The sequence below is a fragment of the Kribbella sp. CA-245084 genome, assembly GCF_050942355.1.
In the GTDB taxonomy this organism is placed as follows: Bacteria; Actinomycetota; Actinomycetes; order Propionibacteriales; family Kribbellaceae; genus Kribbella.
Genome location: NZ_CP192053.1, coordinates 3,962,098 through 3,975,026, shown reverse-complemented (window position 1 = coordinate 3,975,026; position 12,929 = coordinate 3,962,098). Strand labels below are relative to the sequence as shown.

Here is a 12,929-nt window from a genome sequence, read left to right as displayed (position 1 = left end):
CCGATCGGTCGGCTGCCTGCGTGATCTACTGCCGTGATGGCGGTGACGGAGGCGGCTCGGTGGCGGCGTGAGGCTGTGGAGCCGGTGCTGGCCGCGTATGCGGCAGCCAGCGGGGTTGACGCCGTGATGGTGAGCGGATCGACCGCGCGCGGCGACGCGGATCGGTGGTCGGACGTTGAGGTCGGCGTGTTCTGGGAGCGGCAGCCGACGCTCGCTGAACGGAAAGCGGTGGCTGACGTTGCGCGGGCGGCTGAGATTCGGACGGTGAACGAGGGTACGCCGCCTTGGTACGACCACATCTACCTCGGCGCCCCGCGACCCGACGGGCTGATGGTCGAGGTCGTGCACACGTTGACGTCCAGCGTCGAGACCATGCTGGACGACGTACTCACCTCCCACCGCCCCGATGGACCGAGCCTGGACGCGATCAAGGGCATCGTGGACGGTCGGGACGTCCGCGGCCCGCGTGCCGAGCTGGTCGCCGGCTGGCAGGAACGCGTGCATACGTACCCACCCGAGCTCGCACTCGCCGTCGTACGACAGAACGGGAACGTCGAGCAGTTCTGGCGCTGGCAGATGCTCGTCGACCGTGACAACCCGCTCCTCCTCGCCCGCGAGTTCATGCGCATCGCGAGCCAGTTGCTGACCCTCCTCCACGCCCTCAACGGCAAGTACTGCGGTCATTCGTCCGCATTCAAACGCCTCGACAACCTCGACCTATCGTTGGCGCCACCATCATTGGCCGCCCGCATCCGAGCCGTCTTCACCCGTCCCGCTCCCGAAGGCGCCCAACTACTGCACGACCTCGTCGAAGAAACCTACGACCTGATCGAAGTCCAGCTCCCCGAGGTGAACGTCGACCTCCTCCGCGCCAACTTCCGCAGCAACCGCAAGCCGCTCGACGCACTCCCCTCAGCAGACTGACAGCTGCGGATCGCGCACCGGCATCGTCGCGACCTCTTCCTCCAAAGCGCCGTACTGCGTCGCGTCGAGCTTGTCGGACAGCACCACGCTGACGCGCCCGCCCTTCCGTCCCCACGCGCCGACGATGCGACCGTCGACCAGCAAACCGTTCGGATGAAAGGAATCCGCGGCCGGCGTCAACGCCCGCAGACCGGGCCCTACGAACCGGCCGCCGTGATCCCGACCGAACAACCGCAGATCCGACGCGACGAGCAACCGAACCCCACGCGGCAGCGTTGCCGACCGCAACCATTCCTCATCGGCCTGAAGAATCCATCCGGCAACACCGTCGAAGTCAACCTCGACCAACTCGTCCGCCACCGAATCCCACACCGCCCGAGCGTCCGCAGGCGACAACCCCGACCACCATGAGAACGCCTTCGGGGTTGTGGGCCCGAAGCAACGAACGTGTCGCCGGCACAACTCCACCCGCGCCTCGGCACCGTCGATCGACGGCCGCGGCACCTCCCGCACCCACAGCGACGTCGTGTCCCATCGCAGCGCGAGCCGCCCACTCGCACACGCCTCGCGCAGGTCACTCCCCATCCCGCCACGCCGCTCGCACCCGTCCAACGCCGCGCACAGCCGGTCCGCGAGTACGTCGATCCGCCGTACGGCGTCCGCATCGAGTGGCAAGCGCCCCAGCGTGAACACGCCGAAGTCGCGCGCCGGCAGCACATACACCGCCGCGCGCGGGCTGTACGTCTGGATCAACGTCGGATGCTCCCAGTCCGACGGCACGCATCCCGCCATCCGAGCATGGAGCCCGAGCAACGCGTCCCGCGGCGCGGTGTCCTGCAGACCGACATACGCCGCCTCCTCATGCGATCCCGCCGGCAGCCGATCGACCAGGTGGTTGACGTGCAACCGATAGGCGACGGCCTGCTCCCGCGAGATCATGGTTGGGACCGTACGGGAAAAAGACGCCACCGCTTGGCTTAGTTTCGACGGACCGTCGCGAGCCAGCCCGGCGCTCCGTTCTCGTGCATCCGCGTCTCGATCCTGCGCGGCTCGATACTGACGACCGTCCATCCGGAATCCGCAGTGAACGCCGTGTGCAGATCGTTTTGCGAGATCGGATGCGGAACGGCATCGGGTTCTTCGTCGCTGAAACACACCACAAAGAGAGTCGCGCCGGAATTGGCGACCGAAGCCAGACTCACGACGTACTGCGAACGCTCGCCCGCATCGAAGGTGTGCAAGAGACCGCTGTCCAGAATCGTGTCGAAGCTACGCCCCAACTCGTCGAGCTGCAGCGCGTCCGCGGCAACAAACTCCGCGTCGACACCGTGCTCAACCGCCTTCTCCCGAGCACGCGCCAACGCGGTCTCGGCGACATCGAACCCAACCACCGGCACGCCGCTCGAGGCGATGAGCAGCGCGTTGTCGCCGCTCCCACAGCCCGCGTCGAGCACTGCTCCCGTGAACGCACCCTCGGAGACGAGCTGCACAACCGCCGGCTGCGGCCCGCCGAACTCCCACGGCGCGGGACCGTCCTGGTACGACGCATCCCACGGACGCCCTGACATCCGTTCATGGCTCGTCGGTTGCCGCGTGCGCTCGGACATCGTCGTACCCTTCGTGGCTGAGAGGTGTCTACCCATCCTTACCGCATGTGAGGGATTGATGCAGATGCTCGAGACCGCTCGGCTCGATCTGGTGGAGTTCGAGATGGAGCGCGATCTGCCGCCGCTGCATGCGATGTTCTCGGATCCGGAGTGGGCGCGCGGCGGCTACATGACGCCGGCGACGTCCGAGAGCGAGTCGCGGGAGCGGTTGGAGCGGGAGTTCGGCGACAACGGCGGCTGGACGTGGGTACTGCGGGTTCGGCCGGAGCAGACCGCCGTCGGCGTCATCGCCGTCTTCTCGGATCAAGGCAGCTCGATCCGCGGGCTGAGCTGGTACCTGCAACGCGATCGTTGGGGCGCCGGGCTGATGAGCGAGGCGGCGCGTGCGGTTGTCGATCATCTGCTCGTGCAGCCTTCGATCGCCGGCGTCGAGGCATGGATCGACTCACGCAACGTCCGCTCGATCGCCGTCGCACGGCACGCAGGTCTCGACCTGGTCGGCCGCCTGCCGCGGACGCTCGACGGCGAGATCGCGCAGTCCGTCGTGATGGGACGCGCCGCGAAGCCGGCCGATCCGACCACGTTCGCGATCATGCCGGTGCTGGAGGCCCGCGACGTCGCCGGCACCGCACGGCTCCTGTGCGAGCTGCTCGGTCTCCAGATCCGCTTCGAGCTCGAGGACGTTGTCCACCTCGGCCTCACCGAGTGGAACGGTCAGAGCGGCCTTGAGGTGCGACGCGCAACCGGCGCGATCTCGCCCGCGGCGATCACGTTCGAGGTCGGCGTGCTGGTCGATCCTCTGTACGACGCCGCACTCGCGGCGGGCCTTGTCGAGTCGACCGCGCCCGAGGACATGTCGTGGTATCGGCGTACGTTCACGCTGGTGTTGCCGGAGGGGCACCGGCTGACGATCTCGGGTCCGGTCAGCGGTAGTTGAGCACCATGATCCAACCGACCCCGAGCGCCAACACGCACAGGACCGCGCCGACCACGGCGAGCGGCTTTCCGCGCCGGGCGCCGATCAGCCCCGCGATCGCGAGGCCGACACCCGGCAGCGCGAGCGGGAACGCGGCGTACTGGCGGAATCCCGTCATGTCGACGGGCAGGAACGGCGCCACCAGGGCCGCGAGCCCGAGGACGAAGGCGAGCACGCCCAGCACCGCCGTACCCTTCGGCTGACCCGCGACCGGCGCCTGAGGCTGCCAGGCAGGATCGCTCGGCGCCTGCGAGTAGTCGGGCCAAAGGTGCTGCGGATACCCACCTTGCTGCGGGCTGGCGTCGCGATCCGGCTGGCCGTAGGTCATGAGAACTCCGTAGTCGACAGGATGCCTTCCCCAGCGCTGACGCTGTGCGTTCCCGGTCGGTTCCCTCGACCTACTGCTCTTCGCGGAGCGGGAAGGCGCGGATGATCACCGCGGTCGGCGTTGCGGCGTCCGCTCTCGGCTCGGAGCCGACGAAGTCGCGGAGTACCCGATGCAGGCGGGCTCGCAGTTCGGCTAGCTCGCCGTCGGCCAGTGTCACCACCTCGCTGAACGCGAAGTCCTCGTCGTCGGACGTCTTCGCGGCCAGCCAGCTCGCGTACGCCGTGTCCTCGAGCTCGCGGTTGAGCGTCGCCTGCTCGACCCGCATCCGCCGCCACGGCTTCACCCGCCCGACCGCGCCAGGGACCGCCTCGATCACGCCGAGCGCCTCGAGCCGGCGCAGGTGGAACGAGCACGAGCCCGTGCTCTCCTCCAGCTCCCGCGCCGCGATGGTCGACGTCGTCGTACCGTCGCGGTCGATCAGCTCCAGGAGCGCCTCCCGCAGCGGATGCGCGCGGACGACGTCGCGCCGGTTCGGCGTATTGCGGTGGTCGGCCATGGTCAGCATCCTAAACCGATTGCTTTGCAAAGCTCTGACTTTGCAGATTACGATCTTTGCATGCCGACGTACATCCAGGGGCGACTGAGCCACCGCCTGCCCGAGCTGACCGACGAGGTACGACGCGGCTCGCCCCGGCGGATCACGGAGTACGGCGAGGAGATCCTGCATCGCCCCTGCCAGCCGGTGACCGAGTTCGGCGCGGCGCGCTGGGGTGCGCTGATCGACGACATGTTCACCACGATGTGGATCGCCGAGGGCTGCGGCCTCGCCGCGAACCAGGTCGACGTCGACGCGGCGCTGTTCGTCTACGACCTCACCGACGAGTACGGCGACCGCCACCTCGGCCACGCGTTCAACCCGCGCATCGAAACCATGACCGCCCTCTTCGGCACCCAACCCGGCACCGAAGGCTGCCTGTCCGTCCCCGGCGCCAACGCCCCACTCCCCCGCCCAACCCGAGCCACCCTCCACGCCCAAGACGTCGAAGGCCGCCCCTTCACCCTCACCTCAACCGGCTACCTCGCCCGCTGCCTGATCCACGAAACCCAACACCTATCCGGCACCGTCTACGTCGACCACCTATCCCCCCGCGCCCAAACAACCACCCTCAACCACTCCACCACCAACCGCGCCGAAGTCCTATCCCACCGCGCGACCCGAAAACTACTCCTCGGCTAACTGACGGCCGTTGACTCAGTTCGCCGCTGGGATGCTGACGTCTTGGCGGAGGGCTTGGAGTACTTCGAGTTCTCGGTTGATTTCGCGGCGCTTGGCTTCGAGGCGTTCGACGCCTTCTGCTAGGAGGACTTCGAGTACGCCGGTGCGCTCGGCCGGTGGAGCCTCGAGGCAGGGCAGCAGCTCGCCGATGGTCGCGCTGCCCAGCCCGGCTGCTAACAGGTGCTGGATCATCACCACGCGCTCGACCATCGACGTGTCGAACTCGCGCCAGCCGCCCGCGGTCCGATCTGAGCGGATCAGGCCCTGCTCTTCGTAGTACCGCAGGGAGCGCGTACTGACACCGGTGGCGTCCGCGAGTTCTCCGATGCGCATGAACTCAGTCTTGCACTTCACACCAGTGTGAAGTCTGACCCTGATGAGGTGACCCCCTGAAAGGAACCTCATGCACTGGCTCTACCTGGTAATCGCCGTCATCTTCGAAATCGCCGTAGCCCTCTCCGCAGGCAAAGCCCAAGGCTTCACCCACCGCGGCTGGACCGCCTCCACCCTCATCACCGGCGCCCTGGGCACCTACTTCCTCAGCCGAGCCCTCCTCACCTTCGACGTCGGCGTCGGCTACGCCCTCTGGACGTCCCTGGCCGGCGTCGGCATCACGCTGTTGGGCGCCCTGCTCTTCGGCCAACGACTCACCTGGCGCAAGGCCATCGGCATCGCCCTGGTCGTCGGCGGTGTCGTCGGCCTCCAACTCACCGCCTGAACCCGAGGAGCACCCCCATGTCTACGCGCACCGCTTGGCTCACGTTGCTGATGGCCGGCGTCTTCGAGATCGGCTACGCCCTCTCCGTCGGCGGCAGCCAGGGCTTCACGATCCGGACCTGGTCCGCCGTGGCCGTCGTCTTCTTCCTGCTCACGCTGTGGGCCCTCAGCCGCGCCCTCCGCACAATCGACGTCAGCACCGGGTACGCCGTCTGGGCCGGCCTCGGCGCCGTCGGTGCCGCCGTCCTCGGCCCGGTCTTCTTCAACGAAACCCTCACCGCCGCAAAAGCCGCCTGGCTGGCCGTCATCATCACCGGCGTCATCTGGCTAAAGCTCGCCGACCGCCCAACCCCCGACAGGTAGCTCCATGTCCGGCAGCCGCCCGCCTTGGCTCTGGAAACCCTGAGCGCTAGTCGAGGACGAGGCGGTTGTTGTGGACTCTGGTGCCTGACTGTTTGAGACGGCGTACGACCGGAACGACCTCGACCTGACGTACCGCGGGGAGGACGCCGACCTTGGTGGTGACGAAGGTGTAGAGGGCTTCGATGTCTCGGCAGGTGACTGTGACCAGGAGGTTGGCCGCCCCGGTGACAGCCGCGGTGAACGTGGTCTCGACGAGCTTGGACAGAGCGTTGCCGGTGGCATCAAGTTCGCCCGGGGTCACGGTCAGCCAGAGGTAGGCAGTCGTGTGGAATCCGAACTCGGCCGGCGAGAGATCGACCGCGACGTGCAACGCTCCCGACGACAGCAGTTCGTCGAGCCTGGTGGACGCCCTCGACTGCGGCCAGCCGGTCGCCTTGGCCAGCGCCACCACGCCGAGCCGGCCATCACGACCAAGCTCGGCCAGCAGCGCCGCATCCGCACTGCCGATCGACGCCGATGACTGCATGCCGGTGGGCTTGTCTCCGCGGAGAAGGGCAAGTTCGGCTTCGGGCAACGGGTCGACGAAGGCCAGCCACTTGGTGTCGCTGGTGGTGTGCATGTGCATGACCGCACAGGCCGTGAAGCTCAGCACCTGACTGGTCCGCGGCAACCGGGCCAGGACCGATCCCGTCGAAGGCTCGCGATCGGTGAACGTCATACACACGATTTCCGACCCGCCGGACGTCGTACTGACCCACGCGACGTCGTCGCGAGCAGCGATCGCGTCCGCCAGGGCGTCGGCCGCATCGGGCCGGCACTGCACCCGCACGAACCATCGCTGTTGCCCGGCGGCGTGCGCGCCCGGTGCCACGCGGACACGCAGTACTCCGCGCCCGTACAACGCGCGGTACCGCCGAGCGACCGTCTGCTCCGACACCCCCAGGACATCAGCGATCCGCCGGAACGGCGCGCGACCGTTCTGCACGAGGCATTGCACGATCCGTCGATCAATCAGCTCCACGCTGGCAGATTACCTCGGGTCCACAGATTTGGTTGGAGGTTCTGCTCCAGATCAGATCCGTGAGTGGATGGCGGTCCGCCGGACAGGCGACGCTGGCACAGTCATCCAGAACGAGCTGAACGGAACTACCTTGAAGCACAGCACCTTCCGCGTCACCGACGACCTCATCCTCACCCGGATGGGCTTCGGCGCCATGCAACTGGCCGGCCCGATGGCATGGGGTCCGCCGAAGGACCGCGACGCCGCGATCGCCGTACTCCGCGAAGTCGTCGCGCTCGGCCTGACCCACATCGACACCAGCGACTACTACGGCCCGCACACCGTCAACAACCTCATCCGCGAAGCCCTTCACCCCTACCCGGACGACCTGCACATCGTCACCAAAGTCGGCGCCCGCCGCGCCCCCGACAAGTCCTGGCCCGCTGCACTGTCACGCACCGAGCTCATCTCGGCGGTGCACGACAACCTCGACCACCTCGACCTGCCGGCCCTGGATGTAGTGAACCTCCGCATGACCGGCACAGCGACCGACATCGCCGAGCCGTTCACTGTGCTGGCCGAACTGCAACAGGAAGGCCTGATCCGGCACCTCGGCGTGAGCAACGTCAACGCCGAGCAACTCGAGGCGGCGCGGCGCATCGCGCCCGTCCGGACAGTCCAGAACTTCTACAACGTTGCCGTACGCAACGACGACGCCCTGCTCGACCTCTGCGCGCGGGAACGCATCGCCTTCGTCCCGTTCTTTCCGTTGGGCGGGTTCCAGCCGCTGCAGTCCGACGTACTCCGAACCGTCGCCGACGAGCTTGGCCACACAGCCAGGCAGGTGGCGCTTGCCTGGCTCCTGCACCGCTCCCCCACGACCCTGCTGATCCCGGGCACCTCGTCGGTGGCCCACCTACGAGAGAACGTCGACGCAGCAACCATCGACCTACCGGCCGTGGCACTCGCACAACTGAACACGAGTGCTACGTCTGTGACGAGTCCAGGGTGATGTCGATTGTGTGGTGCCCGTGCAGGGAGGCCGGTACGCCGTACTCCCTGGACGGGCGGCCGTCGAGGTTGAAGGAGCGGATGACGTTGCCTGTGCCGCGAAGTGTCACTGTCAGGACGGCGTCTCGGTAGCGCAGGCCGCTGAGTGTGACGTCTCCCCAGCCGTGCGGGAGTGTCGGTGCGAAGGTCAGGCCGCGGGCGTCGAAGGTCATTCCGAACAGGCCGGTGTGCATCATGTCGATGAAGGCCGTGGCCGACCAGGTCTGGTCGGGCTGCGAATCCCAGCGACGTTTCAGTACGCCGGTTGCGCCCTGGTAGCCGCCCTCGACGGCACCGGTGTTCCCGTCGTAGATCTCCCAGAAACCGCCGCTGTCCCTGACCAGCTCCGCGAGCAGTCTGGTCTCGGTCGCGAACCCCTCCACATCGCCGTGCTCAGCCAGGCCCTTTGCCCAGAGCCCTTGCACGAGTGGCCAGACGATCGCGTTGTGCCGTCCGGGTTCGGCGCCGGAGTACCTGTCCCAGTGCGGATAGGTGTCGGGCATTCCCCGGGTCATCCGCTGCGCATTCGCGATGACGGAACTGGCCTGCGCGTCGTCGGCGATTCCGAAGAGCAGGGTGAACGCCAGCCCCGCACCTTCCTGGTACGCGCCCTGCTTCCCGTCGGCGGTCAGCTCGTAGTTGTAGCTTCCGGTTCGTGGGTTCCAGAAGTGTTGATTGATCGCCTGCTTGATCGCTGCTGCCTCGGCTCGATGGCCATCAGCCGGCCGGTCGAGTGCCTCCGCCATCTCGGCCGCGCGCATGTAGGCCGCGTAGTACAGCGCGTTGGTGCTCAAGTACATGGAAGAGACGACATCCGGGTACGACGTACTCTCGCTGCCGCGCGACTCGTCCCCGTCCGCCGTCGGCGCCGAGAATCCGGAGACGCCGTCGTTGAAGAACGACGGACCGGTGAAGAGGCCGTACCTGGCGTCGCGGCCGAAGACAGCAGCCTGCTCGCGGAGGGCGACGGTGTTCGTGACAACGTCGTACGCACGCTGCAGGAAGTCCCGGTCGCCGGTCACCAGATAGTGGTGCCAGGCGCCGATAGTCCAGATCACCTGATCCCACTGCTGGCTGTCCTGCTGCACCATGAGCTTGCCAGCGGCATCCTTTTCGACCACCGCCCACAGCGTGTTGGCGGCGAGCGCCGGCGCCAGCAAGCTCGTTGCGTTCCAGCTGTTGATCGTCGCATCCCGCGTCCACGGCTGCTCGTAGCCACCACCGGCCCGGACCATGCCGACCGCCGGGTCCATCAGCCCACTCCTGGCGTACACCTCGCCGAACGGAACGGTATTGGTCCCCAGCAGGTTCTCGAGCGCGGTCCCGTAGATCGCCCCGTACAGCGCCTGGCTCGCCGCATCGTCGAACCGCAGTACCGGACGAGAGTCTGTCGTCGTCATGAACCCATTCCATCAGCCGCGCAGACCAGCAACTGCAGCGCGGACACCCAGTGGGATGCAAAGATGCCGGTATGACGTTGCCGGCTCTGCCTGAGGAGACTTTTCAGCGGGTGTTGTGTGTTGTGGCGCACCCTGACGACATGGAATACGGGAGCTCTGCGGCCGTTGCCCGGTGGACCGCGCGGGGTATCGAGGTCGGGTACCTGCTGCTCACCCGGGGCGAGGCCGGGATGCCGAATCCTCCCGCGGAGACGGCTGAACTGCGGCTTGCCGAGCAGCAGGCCGCGTGCGACGTCGTGGGAGTCACGCACCTGACTGTCCTCGAGCATCCGGACGGGGTACTCGTCTACGGCCTCGACCTGCGTCGCGACATCTGCCGGGAGATCCGCCGGTTCAAGCCTGACGTCGTACTCGGTGTCGGGTACGACGTCGAGACGCCGTTCGGCTTCGACCAGGCCGACCACCGCGCCGCCGGGCTCGCGACCCTCGACGCGATCCGCGACGCGGGCAACCGCTGGGTCTTCCCCGAACAGATCGACGACGAGCAGCTCGAGCCGCACTCGCCGCGCTGGTACCTCGTCCCCGGCCTGGGCGGCAACGCGACCCACGGCGTCGACGTCACCGGGGAACCGCTCCGCAAGGGCGTCGCCTCACTCGAGGCACACGCGGCGTACCTGGCCGCGCTCCCCTGGCACCCGGCCCCCGCCGAGTTCATCCCGATGTTCGCCACGATGAACGGCAAGACCATGGGCGTCGAGCACGCCGTCCTCTTCCGCGCCCACGACCTGCAAGCACCGCCGGCCTTCCCCACCGACGACACCGACGACTGACACCGAGACTGACACCGCGGACTGACACCCCGCGACGCAGATGCGCCCGCGATCCGGTGGGAACGCGGGCACATCGCGATCAGCTCAACACACTGCGCGAAGGATCATTTCTGCGCAGCGCGTCCGGCGTACCGCTGCTTGAAGTCCGCAGACTCGGTCGCGGTGATGATCACGTCGTAGTAGCCGTCCTCGGTCGGCCAGGTGATGACGCTGTGCTTGCCGGCCGGCACCACGATGGTCGTCTTCTTCCCGGCGAAGTCGTTCGCGGTCAGCGTGTAGGTCACCGCCCGGCCGGTGGCGGCCAGGGTGAACTCGACAGTCGCGGCCGACCGCCCGTGCGCCTTGGACAGCCGGACGTCGACCCGCGGTTGGGCCGAGGTCTTGTCGTTGGCCGGAACGACGGTACCGGCGAAGGACCGGATGAAGTGGTCGGGGCCGTAGAAGGTGAAGGCGTACTTGCCGCCCGTCGCCTTGGTGTCCCAGGTGTACGAGTTCGGCCGGTGGTTGCCGGCCGTGAGGGGCAGCGCGTCCTGGCCGATGCCGAGCGGCTCGGCGCCGGTCAGGGCGGGCACGTACTTGTCGGCCAGCCCGACCAGGTTGACCGCCTTGCCGTTGGGGCCGCCTTCGACCGTGAAAGTCGCGGTCGCGGTCCCGTTCGCGGGGTTCTCGACGAGTACGCCGTTGGGCTGGAACGACAGCGGGCTGCGCTTCGCCTTGCCGGTGATCGTCTGGGTCGGCATGACCTGCGCACCGACGGCCGGCTGGGGCACGGGCGGCAGGCCGGCGTCGGTGACGACCGACTTGAGCAGGTCAGCCGGCTTCGGGAGGTTCGGGAACGACGTGTCGAAGTTGCCGAAGTCGATCGCCGAGAGCAGATTGCCGGAGACGCCGCGCCGCCAGTCGTTGATGTTCGCGCAGATGGCAGGCCTGCCGAGGCTCTTGGTCCACTCCTCGATCAGCTGGATCGTCGAGGTGTGGTCGAAGACCTCGGAGTTGACGAAGCCGCCACGGGTCCACGGCGAGACCAGCACGAACGGCACCCGGCCGCCCATACCGGGCTTGATTCCGGGCGCCCGCTCGCCGACGGTACCGGCCTCCGGGATCGGCGGTACGACGTGGTCGAAGAAGCCGCCTTCACCGATGCGGTTCGCGTGGTCGGGCTCGTCGTAGTTCAGGATGATCAGCGTCGACTCCCACAGTTCGGGGTTGTCGTGCACCGCCTGGATCACCCGGTCGGTGTAGACCGCGCCGTTGTTCGGGGCGTACGTCGGGTGCTCGGTCCACGCCGCGGGCGCGACGACCCAGGACACCTCGGGGATGTCGCCCGACGCGCAGTCGGCGATGAAGTCCCGCAGTACGTAGTCGACGTTCGAGGTGTCGTTCTTGATCCCGGCGGGCTGCGTGGTGTGGGCGTACACAACGTTGCCGCGGGCAAGCAGGCCCTCGCGGGGCAGCGTGTTCTGCGGGTTCGCGTTCGCCGGGTTGAACGCCGCGAACGACCGGACGGTGTTGTCGGTGTAGTCGCCGAGGAAGTCGTCGTCGGTGTCGTTGTTGACGTAGATCTGCCAGCTGACACCGGCATCCTGCAGCGTCTCCGGGTACGTCTTGAACTTGTAGGCGTAGCCGTAGTCGCCGTTGTTGTTGACGACCGGGCCGCCCTGCGTGCCGGCGGCGTCGTTGGTGCCGGCCCACATCATGATGCGGTTCGGGCTGGTGCTGGTGTCCAGCGAGCAGAAGTAGTGGTCACCGATGGTGTAGGCCTTGGCGATCGCGTGGTGCCACGGCACATCGGCTTCCATGAAGTACCTGTTGCGCGCGCTGGTGTTCTGCGCGTTGTACTTCAGGCTGTCAGCGTGGTACGGCAGCAGGTAACCCTCGGCGCGGCTGTTGGGGTCGTAGTAGATCGTCTGGCCGTTCTGCCAGGTCAGCACCTGCTTGTCGGCGAAGCCGCGCGCGCCGGCCAGGTCCAGAGTGCCGAAGTAGTGGTCGAACGACCGGTTCTCCTGCATCAGGATCACGACGTGCTTCAGGTCCTTGATCGTGCCGGTGCGGTGCGAGTGCTGCGCCGGCTTCGAGCCGGTCGTGCTGTCGGCCGTTCCGACCGTCGCGGTCGCGTCCGGTGCGGCGTCGGCCGGGGCGGTCGACAGCCCTCCGGCGGCGGCAACAGCGCCCGCGGCGCCCGCGGCCTGGATCAGCCGGCGTCGGCTGATCCGGTTGCGCTCCGTGGACGCCTTGGTGACGTCCGCGGATGCCGAATCGTTGTCAGACATAGGTTTGCTACCTAATCTCTCGTGGCGGGGATTCCTCCAAGAGTCAACTGCCAAAGGTCCGGACCGCGCGAGCATCGCGTCATGAACAATCCCTGAAGACTCAGGGACTCCGTGATCTCGACCTGCCCGGCCGGTCACCCGCTGTTCACCGGCGCGTTGTGGTCAGCATCGGATCCGTTCACAACCGC

General features: G+C 67.5%; 15 protein-coding genes. 7 read left to right on the top strand and 8 right to left on the bottom strand.

Going from position 1 to position 12,929, the window contains the following annotated elements; translation table 11 throughout:
- Positions 1–36 precede the first annotated feature (36 nt).
- Positions 37–924: a hypothetical protein gene (locus ACQPYH_RS19065; protein ID WP_432893068.1), complete on the top strand. Its 888-nt coding sequence runs from the start codon at positions 37–39 to the stop codon at positions 922–924.
- Here ACQPYH_RS19065 and ACQPYH_RS19060 read toward each other — a convergent pair.
- Both ACQPYH_RS19060 and ACQPYH_RS19055 read right to left on the bottom strand, forming a co-directional pair.
- Positions 913–1,863 carry a DNA glycosylase AlkZ-like family protein gene (locus ACQPYH_RS19060; protein WP_432893067.1) on the bottom strand — a complete coding sequence of 317 codons (951 nt, stop codon included), beginning with the start codon at positions 1,861–1,863 and terminating at the stop codon, positions 913–915. The genes ACQPYH_RS19065 and ACQPYH_RS19060 overlap by 12 nt on opposite strands.
- Before the next feature lie 38 nt (positions 1,864–1,901).
- Complete coding sequence (locus ACQPYH_RS19055) at positions 1,902–2,531, bottom strand: class I SAM-dependent methyltransferase (RefSeq protein WP_432893065.1); 630 nt, start codon at positions 2,529–2,531, stop codon at positions 1,902–1,904.
- Between the two features lie 64 nt (positions 2,532–2,595).
- On the opposite strand from ACQPYH_RS19055, the gene ACQPYH_RS19050 reads away from it, so the two are divergent.
- Positions 2,596–3,468 carry a GNAT family N-acetyltransferase gene (locus ACQPYH_RS19050; RefSeq protein WP_432893064.1) on the top strand — a complete coding sequence of 291 codons (873 nt, stop codon included), beginning with the start codon at positions 2,596–2,598 and terminating at the stop codon, positions 3,466–3,468.
- Here the strand turns inward: ACQPYH_RS19050 and ACQPYH_RS19045 are convergent.
- Together ACQPYH_RS19045 and ACQPYH_RS19040 are read right to left on the bottom strand one after the other, a co-directional pair.
- Positions 3,455–3,835, bottom strand: coding sequence for a hypothetical protein (locus ACQPYH_RS19045; protein ID WP_432893062.1), 381 nt, complete (start codon positions 3,833–3,835; stop codon positions 3,455–3,457). The genes ACQPYH_RS19050 and ACQPYH_RS19045 overlap by 14 nt on opposite strands.
- Before the next feature lie 70 nt (positions 3,836–3,905).
- Positions 3,906–4,391: a winged helix-turn-helix transcriptional regulator gene (locus tag ACQPYH_RS19040; protein WP_432893060.1), complete on the bottom strand. Its 486-nt coding sequence runs from the start codon at positions 4,389–4,391 to the stop codon at positions 3,906–3,908.
- Positions 4,392–4,451: 60 nt separating this feature from the next.
- Here ACQPYH_RS19040 and def point away from each other — a divergent pair, with 60 nt between their 5' ends.
- Positions 4,452–5,072, top strand: a complete 621-nt coding sequence (gene def / locus ACQPYH_RS19035; RefSeq protein ID WP_432893058.1) for a peptide deformylase — start codon at positions 4,452–4,454, stop codon at positions 5,070–5,072.
- Between the two features lie 15 nt (positions 5,073–5,087).
- On the opposite strand, the gene ACQPYH_RS19030 is transcribed toward def, so the two are convergent.
- Positions 5,088–5,444: a MerR family transcriptional regulator gene (locus tag ACQPYH_RS19030; RefSeq protein WP_432893056.1), complete on the bottom strand. Its 357-nt coding sequence runs from the start codon at positions 5,442–5,444 to the stop codon at positions 5,088–5,090.
- 70 nt (positions 5,445–5,514) lie between these two features.
- On the opposite strand from ACQPYH_RS19030, the gene ACQPYH_RS19025 reads away from it, so the two are divergent.
- Both ACQPYH_RS19025 and ACQPYH_RS19020 read left to right on the top strand, forming a co-directional pair.
- Positions 5,515–5,829, top strand: a complete 315-nt coding sequence (locus ACQPYH_RS19025; protein WP_432893054.1) for a DMT family transporter — start codon at positions 5,515–5,517, stop codon at positions 5,827–5,829.
- 17 nt (positions 5,830–5,846) lie between these two features.
- Positions 5,847–6,191 (top strand): DMT family transporter, encoded by a 345-nt coding sequence (locus ACQPYH_RS19020; RefSeq protein ID WP_432893052.1) that lies wholly within the window; start codon positions 5,847–5,849, stop codon positions 6,189–6,191.
- A 46-nt stretch (positions 6,192–6,237) separates the two neighbouring features.
- On the opposite strand, the gene ACQPYH_RS19015 is transcribed toward ACQPYH_RS19020, so the two are convergent.
- A complete protein-coding gene (locus tag ACQPYH_RS19015; RefSeq protein WP_432893050.1) occupies positions 6,238–7,212 on the bottom strand; it encodes an Lrp/AsnC family transcriptional regulator in 975 nt (324 codons plus the stop codon).
- 130 nt (positions 7,213–7,342) lie between these two features.
- Here ACQPYH_RS19015 and ACQPYH_RS19010 point away from each other — a divergent pair, with 130 nt between their 5' ends.
- A complete protein-coding gene (locus ACQPYH_RS19010; RefSeq protein ID WP_432893048.1) occupies positions 7,343–8,203 on the top strand; it encodes an oxidoreductase in 861 nt (286 codons plus the stop codon).
- Here the strand turns inward: ACQPYH_RS19010 and ACQPYH_RS19005 are convergent.
- Complete coding sequence (locus ACQPYH_RS19005) at positions 8,178–9,641, bottom strand: MGH1-like glycoside hydrolase domain-containing protein (protein WP_432893046.1); 1,464 nt, start codon at positions 9,639–9,641, stop codon at positions 8,178–8,180. The genes ACQPYH_RS19010 and ACQPYH_RS19005 overlap by 26 nt on opposite strands.
- A 140-nt stretch (positions 9,642–9,781) precedes the next feature.
- On the opposite strand from ACQPYH_RS19005, the gene ACQPYH_RS19000 reads away from it, so the two are divergent.
- Positions 9,782–10,471 (top strand): PIG-L deacetylase family protein, encoded by a 690-nt coding sequence (locus tag ACQPYH_RS19000; protein WP_432893044.1) that lies wholly within the window; start codon positions 9,782–9,784, stop codon positions 10,469–10,471.
- A 104-nt stretch (positions 10,472–10,575) separates the two neighbouring features.
- Here the strand turns inward: ACQPYH_RS19000 and ACQPYH_RS18995 are convergent, their stop codons facing one another.
- The gene (locus ACQPYH_RS18995; RefSeq protein ID WP_432893042.1) at positions 10,576–12,741 is read right to left on the bottom strand and encodes an alkaline phosphatase family protein; all 2,166 of its coding nucleotides are present in this window, start codon (positions 12,739–12,741) and stop codon (positions 10,576–10,578) included.
- Positions 12,742–12,929: the final 188 nt, after the last annotated feature.

What these genes read in the sequence shown, in the direction of transcription:
- ACQPYH_RS19065 (WP_432893068.1), top strand. Translation starts at nt 37, where the DNA reads ATGGCGGTGACGGAGGCGGCTCGGTGGCGGCGTGAGGCTGTGGAGCCG.
- ACQPYH_RS19060 (WP_432893067.1), bottom strand. Translation starts at nt 1,863, where the DNA reads ATGATCTCGCGGGAGCAGGCCGTCGCCTATCGGTTGCACGTCAACCAC.
- ACQPYH_RS19055 (WP_432893065.1), bottom strand. Translation starts at nt 2,531, where the DNA reads ATGTCCGAGCGCACGCGGCAACCGACGAGCCATGAACGGATGTCAGGG.
- ACQPYH_RS19050 (WP_432893064.1), top strand. Translation starts at nt 2,596, where the DNA reads ATGCTCGAGACCGCTCGGCTCGATCTGGTGGAGTTCGAGATGGAGCGC.
- ACQPYH_RS19045 (WP_432893062.1), bottom strand. Translation starts at nt 3,835, where the DNA reads ATGACCTACGGCCAGCCGGATCGCGACGCCAGCCCGCAGCAAGGTGGG.
- ACQPYH_RS19040 (WP_432893060.1), bottom strand. Translation starts at nt 4,391, where the DNA reads ATGGCCGACCACCGCAATACGCCGAACCGGCGCGACGTCGTCCGCGCG.
- def (WP_432893058.1), top strand. Translation starts at nt 4,452, where the DNA reads ATGCCGACGTACATCCAGGGGCGACTGAGCCACCGCCTGCCCGAGCTG.
- ACQPYH_RS19030 (WP_432893056.1), bottom strand. Translation starts at nt 5,444, where the DNA reads ATGCGCATCGGAGAACTCGCGGACGCCACCGGTGTCAGTACGCGCTCC.
- ACQPYH_RS19025 (WP_432893054.1), top strand. Translation starts at nt 5,515, where the DNA reads ATGCACTGGCTCTACCTGGTAATCGCCGTCATCTTCGAAATCGCCGTA.
- ACQPYH_RS19020 (WP_432893052.1), top strand. Translation starts at nt 5,847, where the DNA reads ATGTCTACGCGCACCGCTTGGCTCACGTTGCTGATGGCCGGCGTCTTC.
- ACQPYH_RS19005 (WP_432893046.1), bottom strand. Translation starts at nt 9,641, where the DNA reads ATGACGACGACAGACTCTCGTCCGGTACTGCGGTTCGACGATGCGGCG.
- ACQPYH_RS19000 (WP_432893044.1), top strand. Translation starts at nt 9,782, where the DNA reads ATGGAATACGGGAGCTCTGCGGCCGTTGCCCGGTGGACCGCGCGGGGT.
- ACQPYH_RS18995 (WP_432893042.1), bottom strand. Translation starts at nt 12,741, where the DNA reads ATGTCTGACAACGATTCGGCATCCGCGGACGTCACCAAGGCGTCCACG.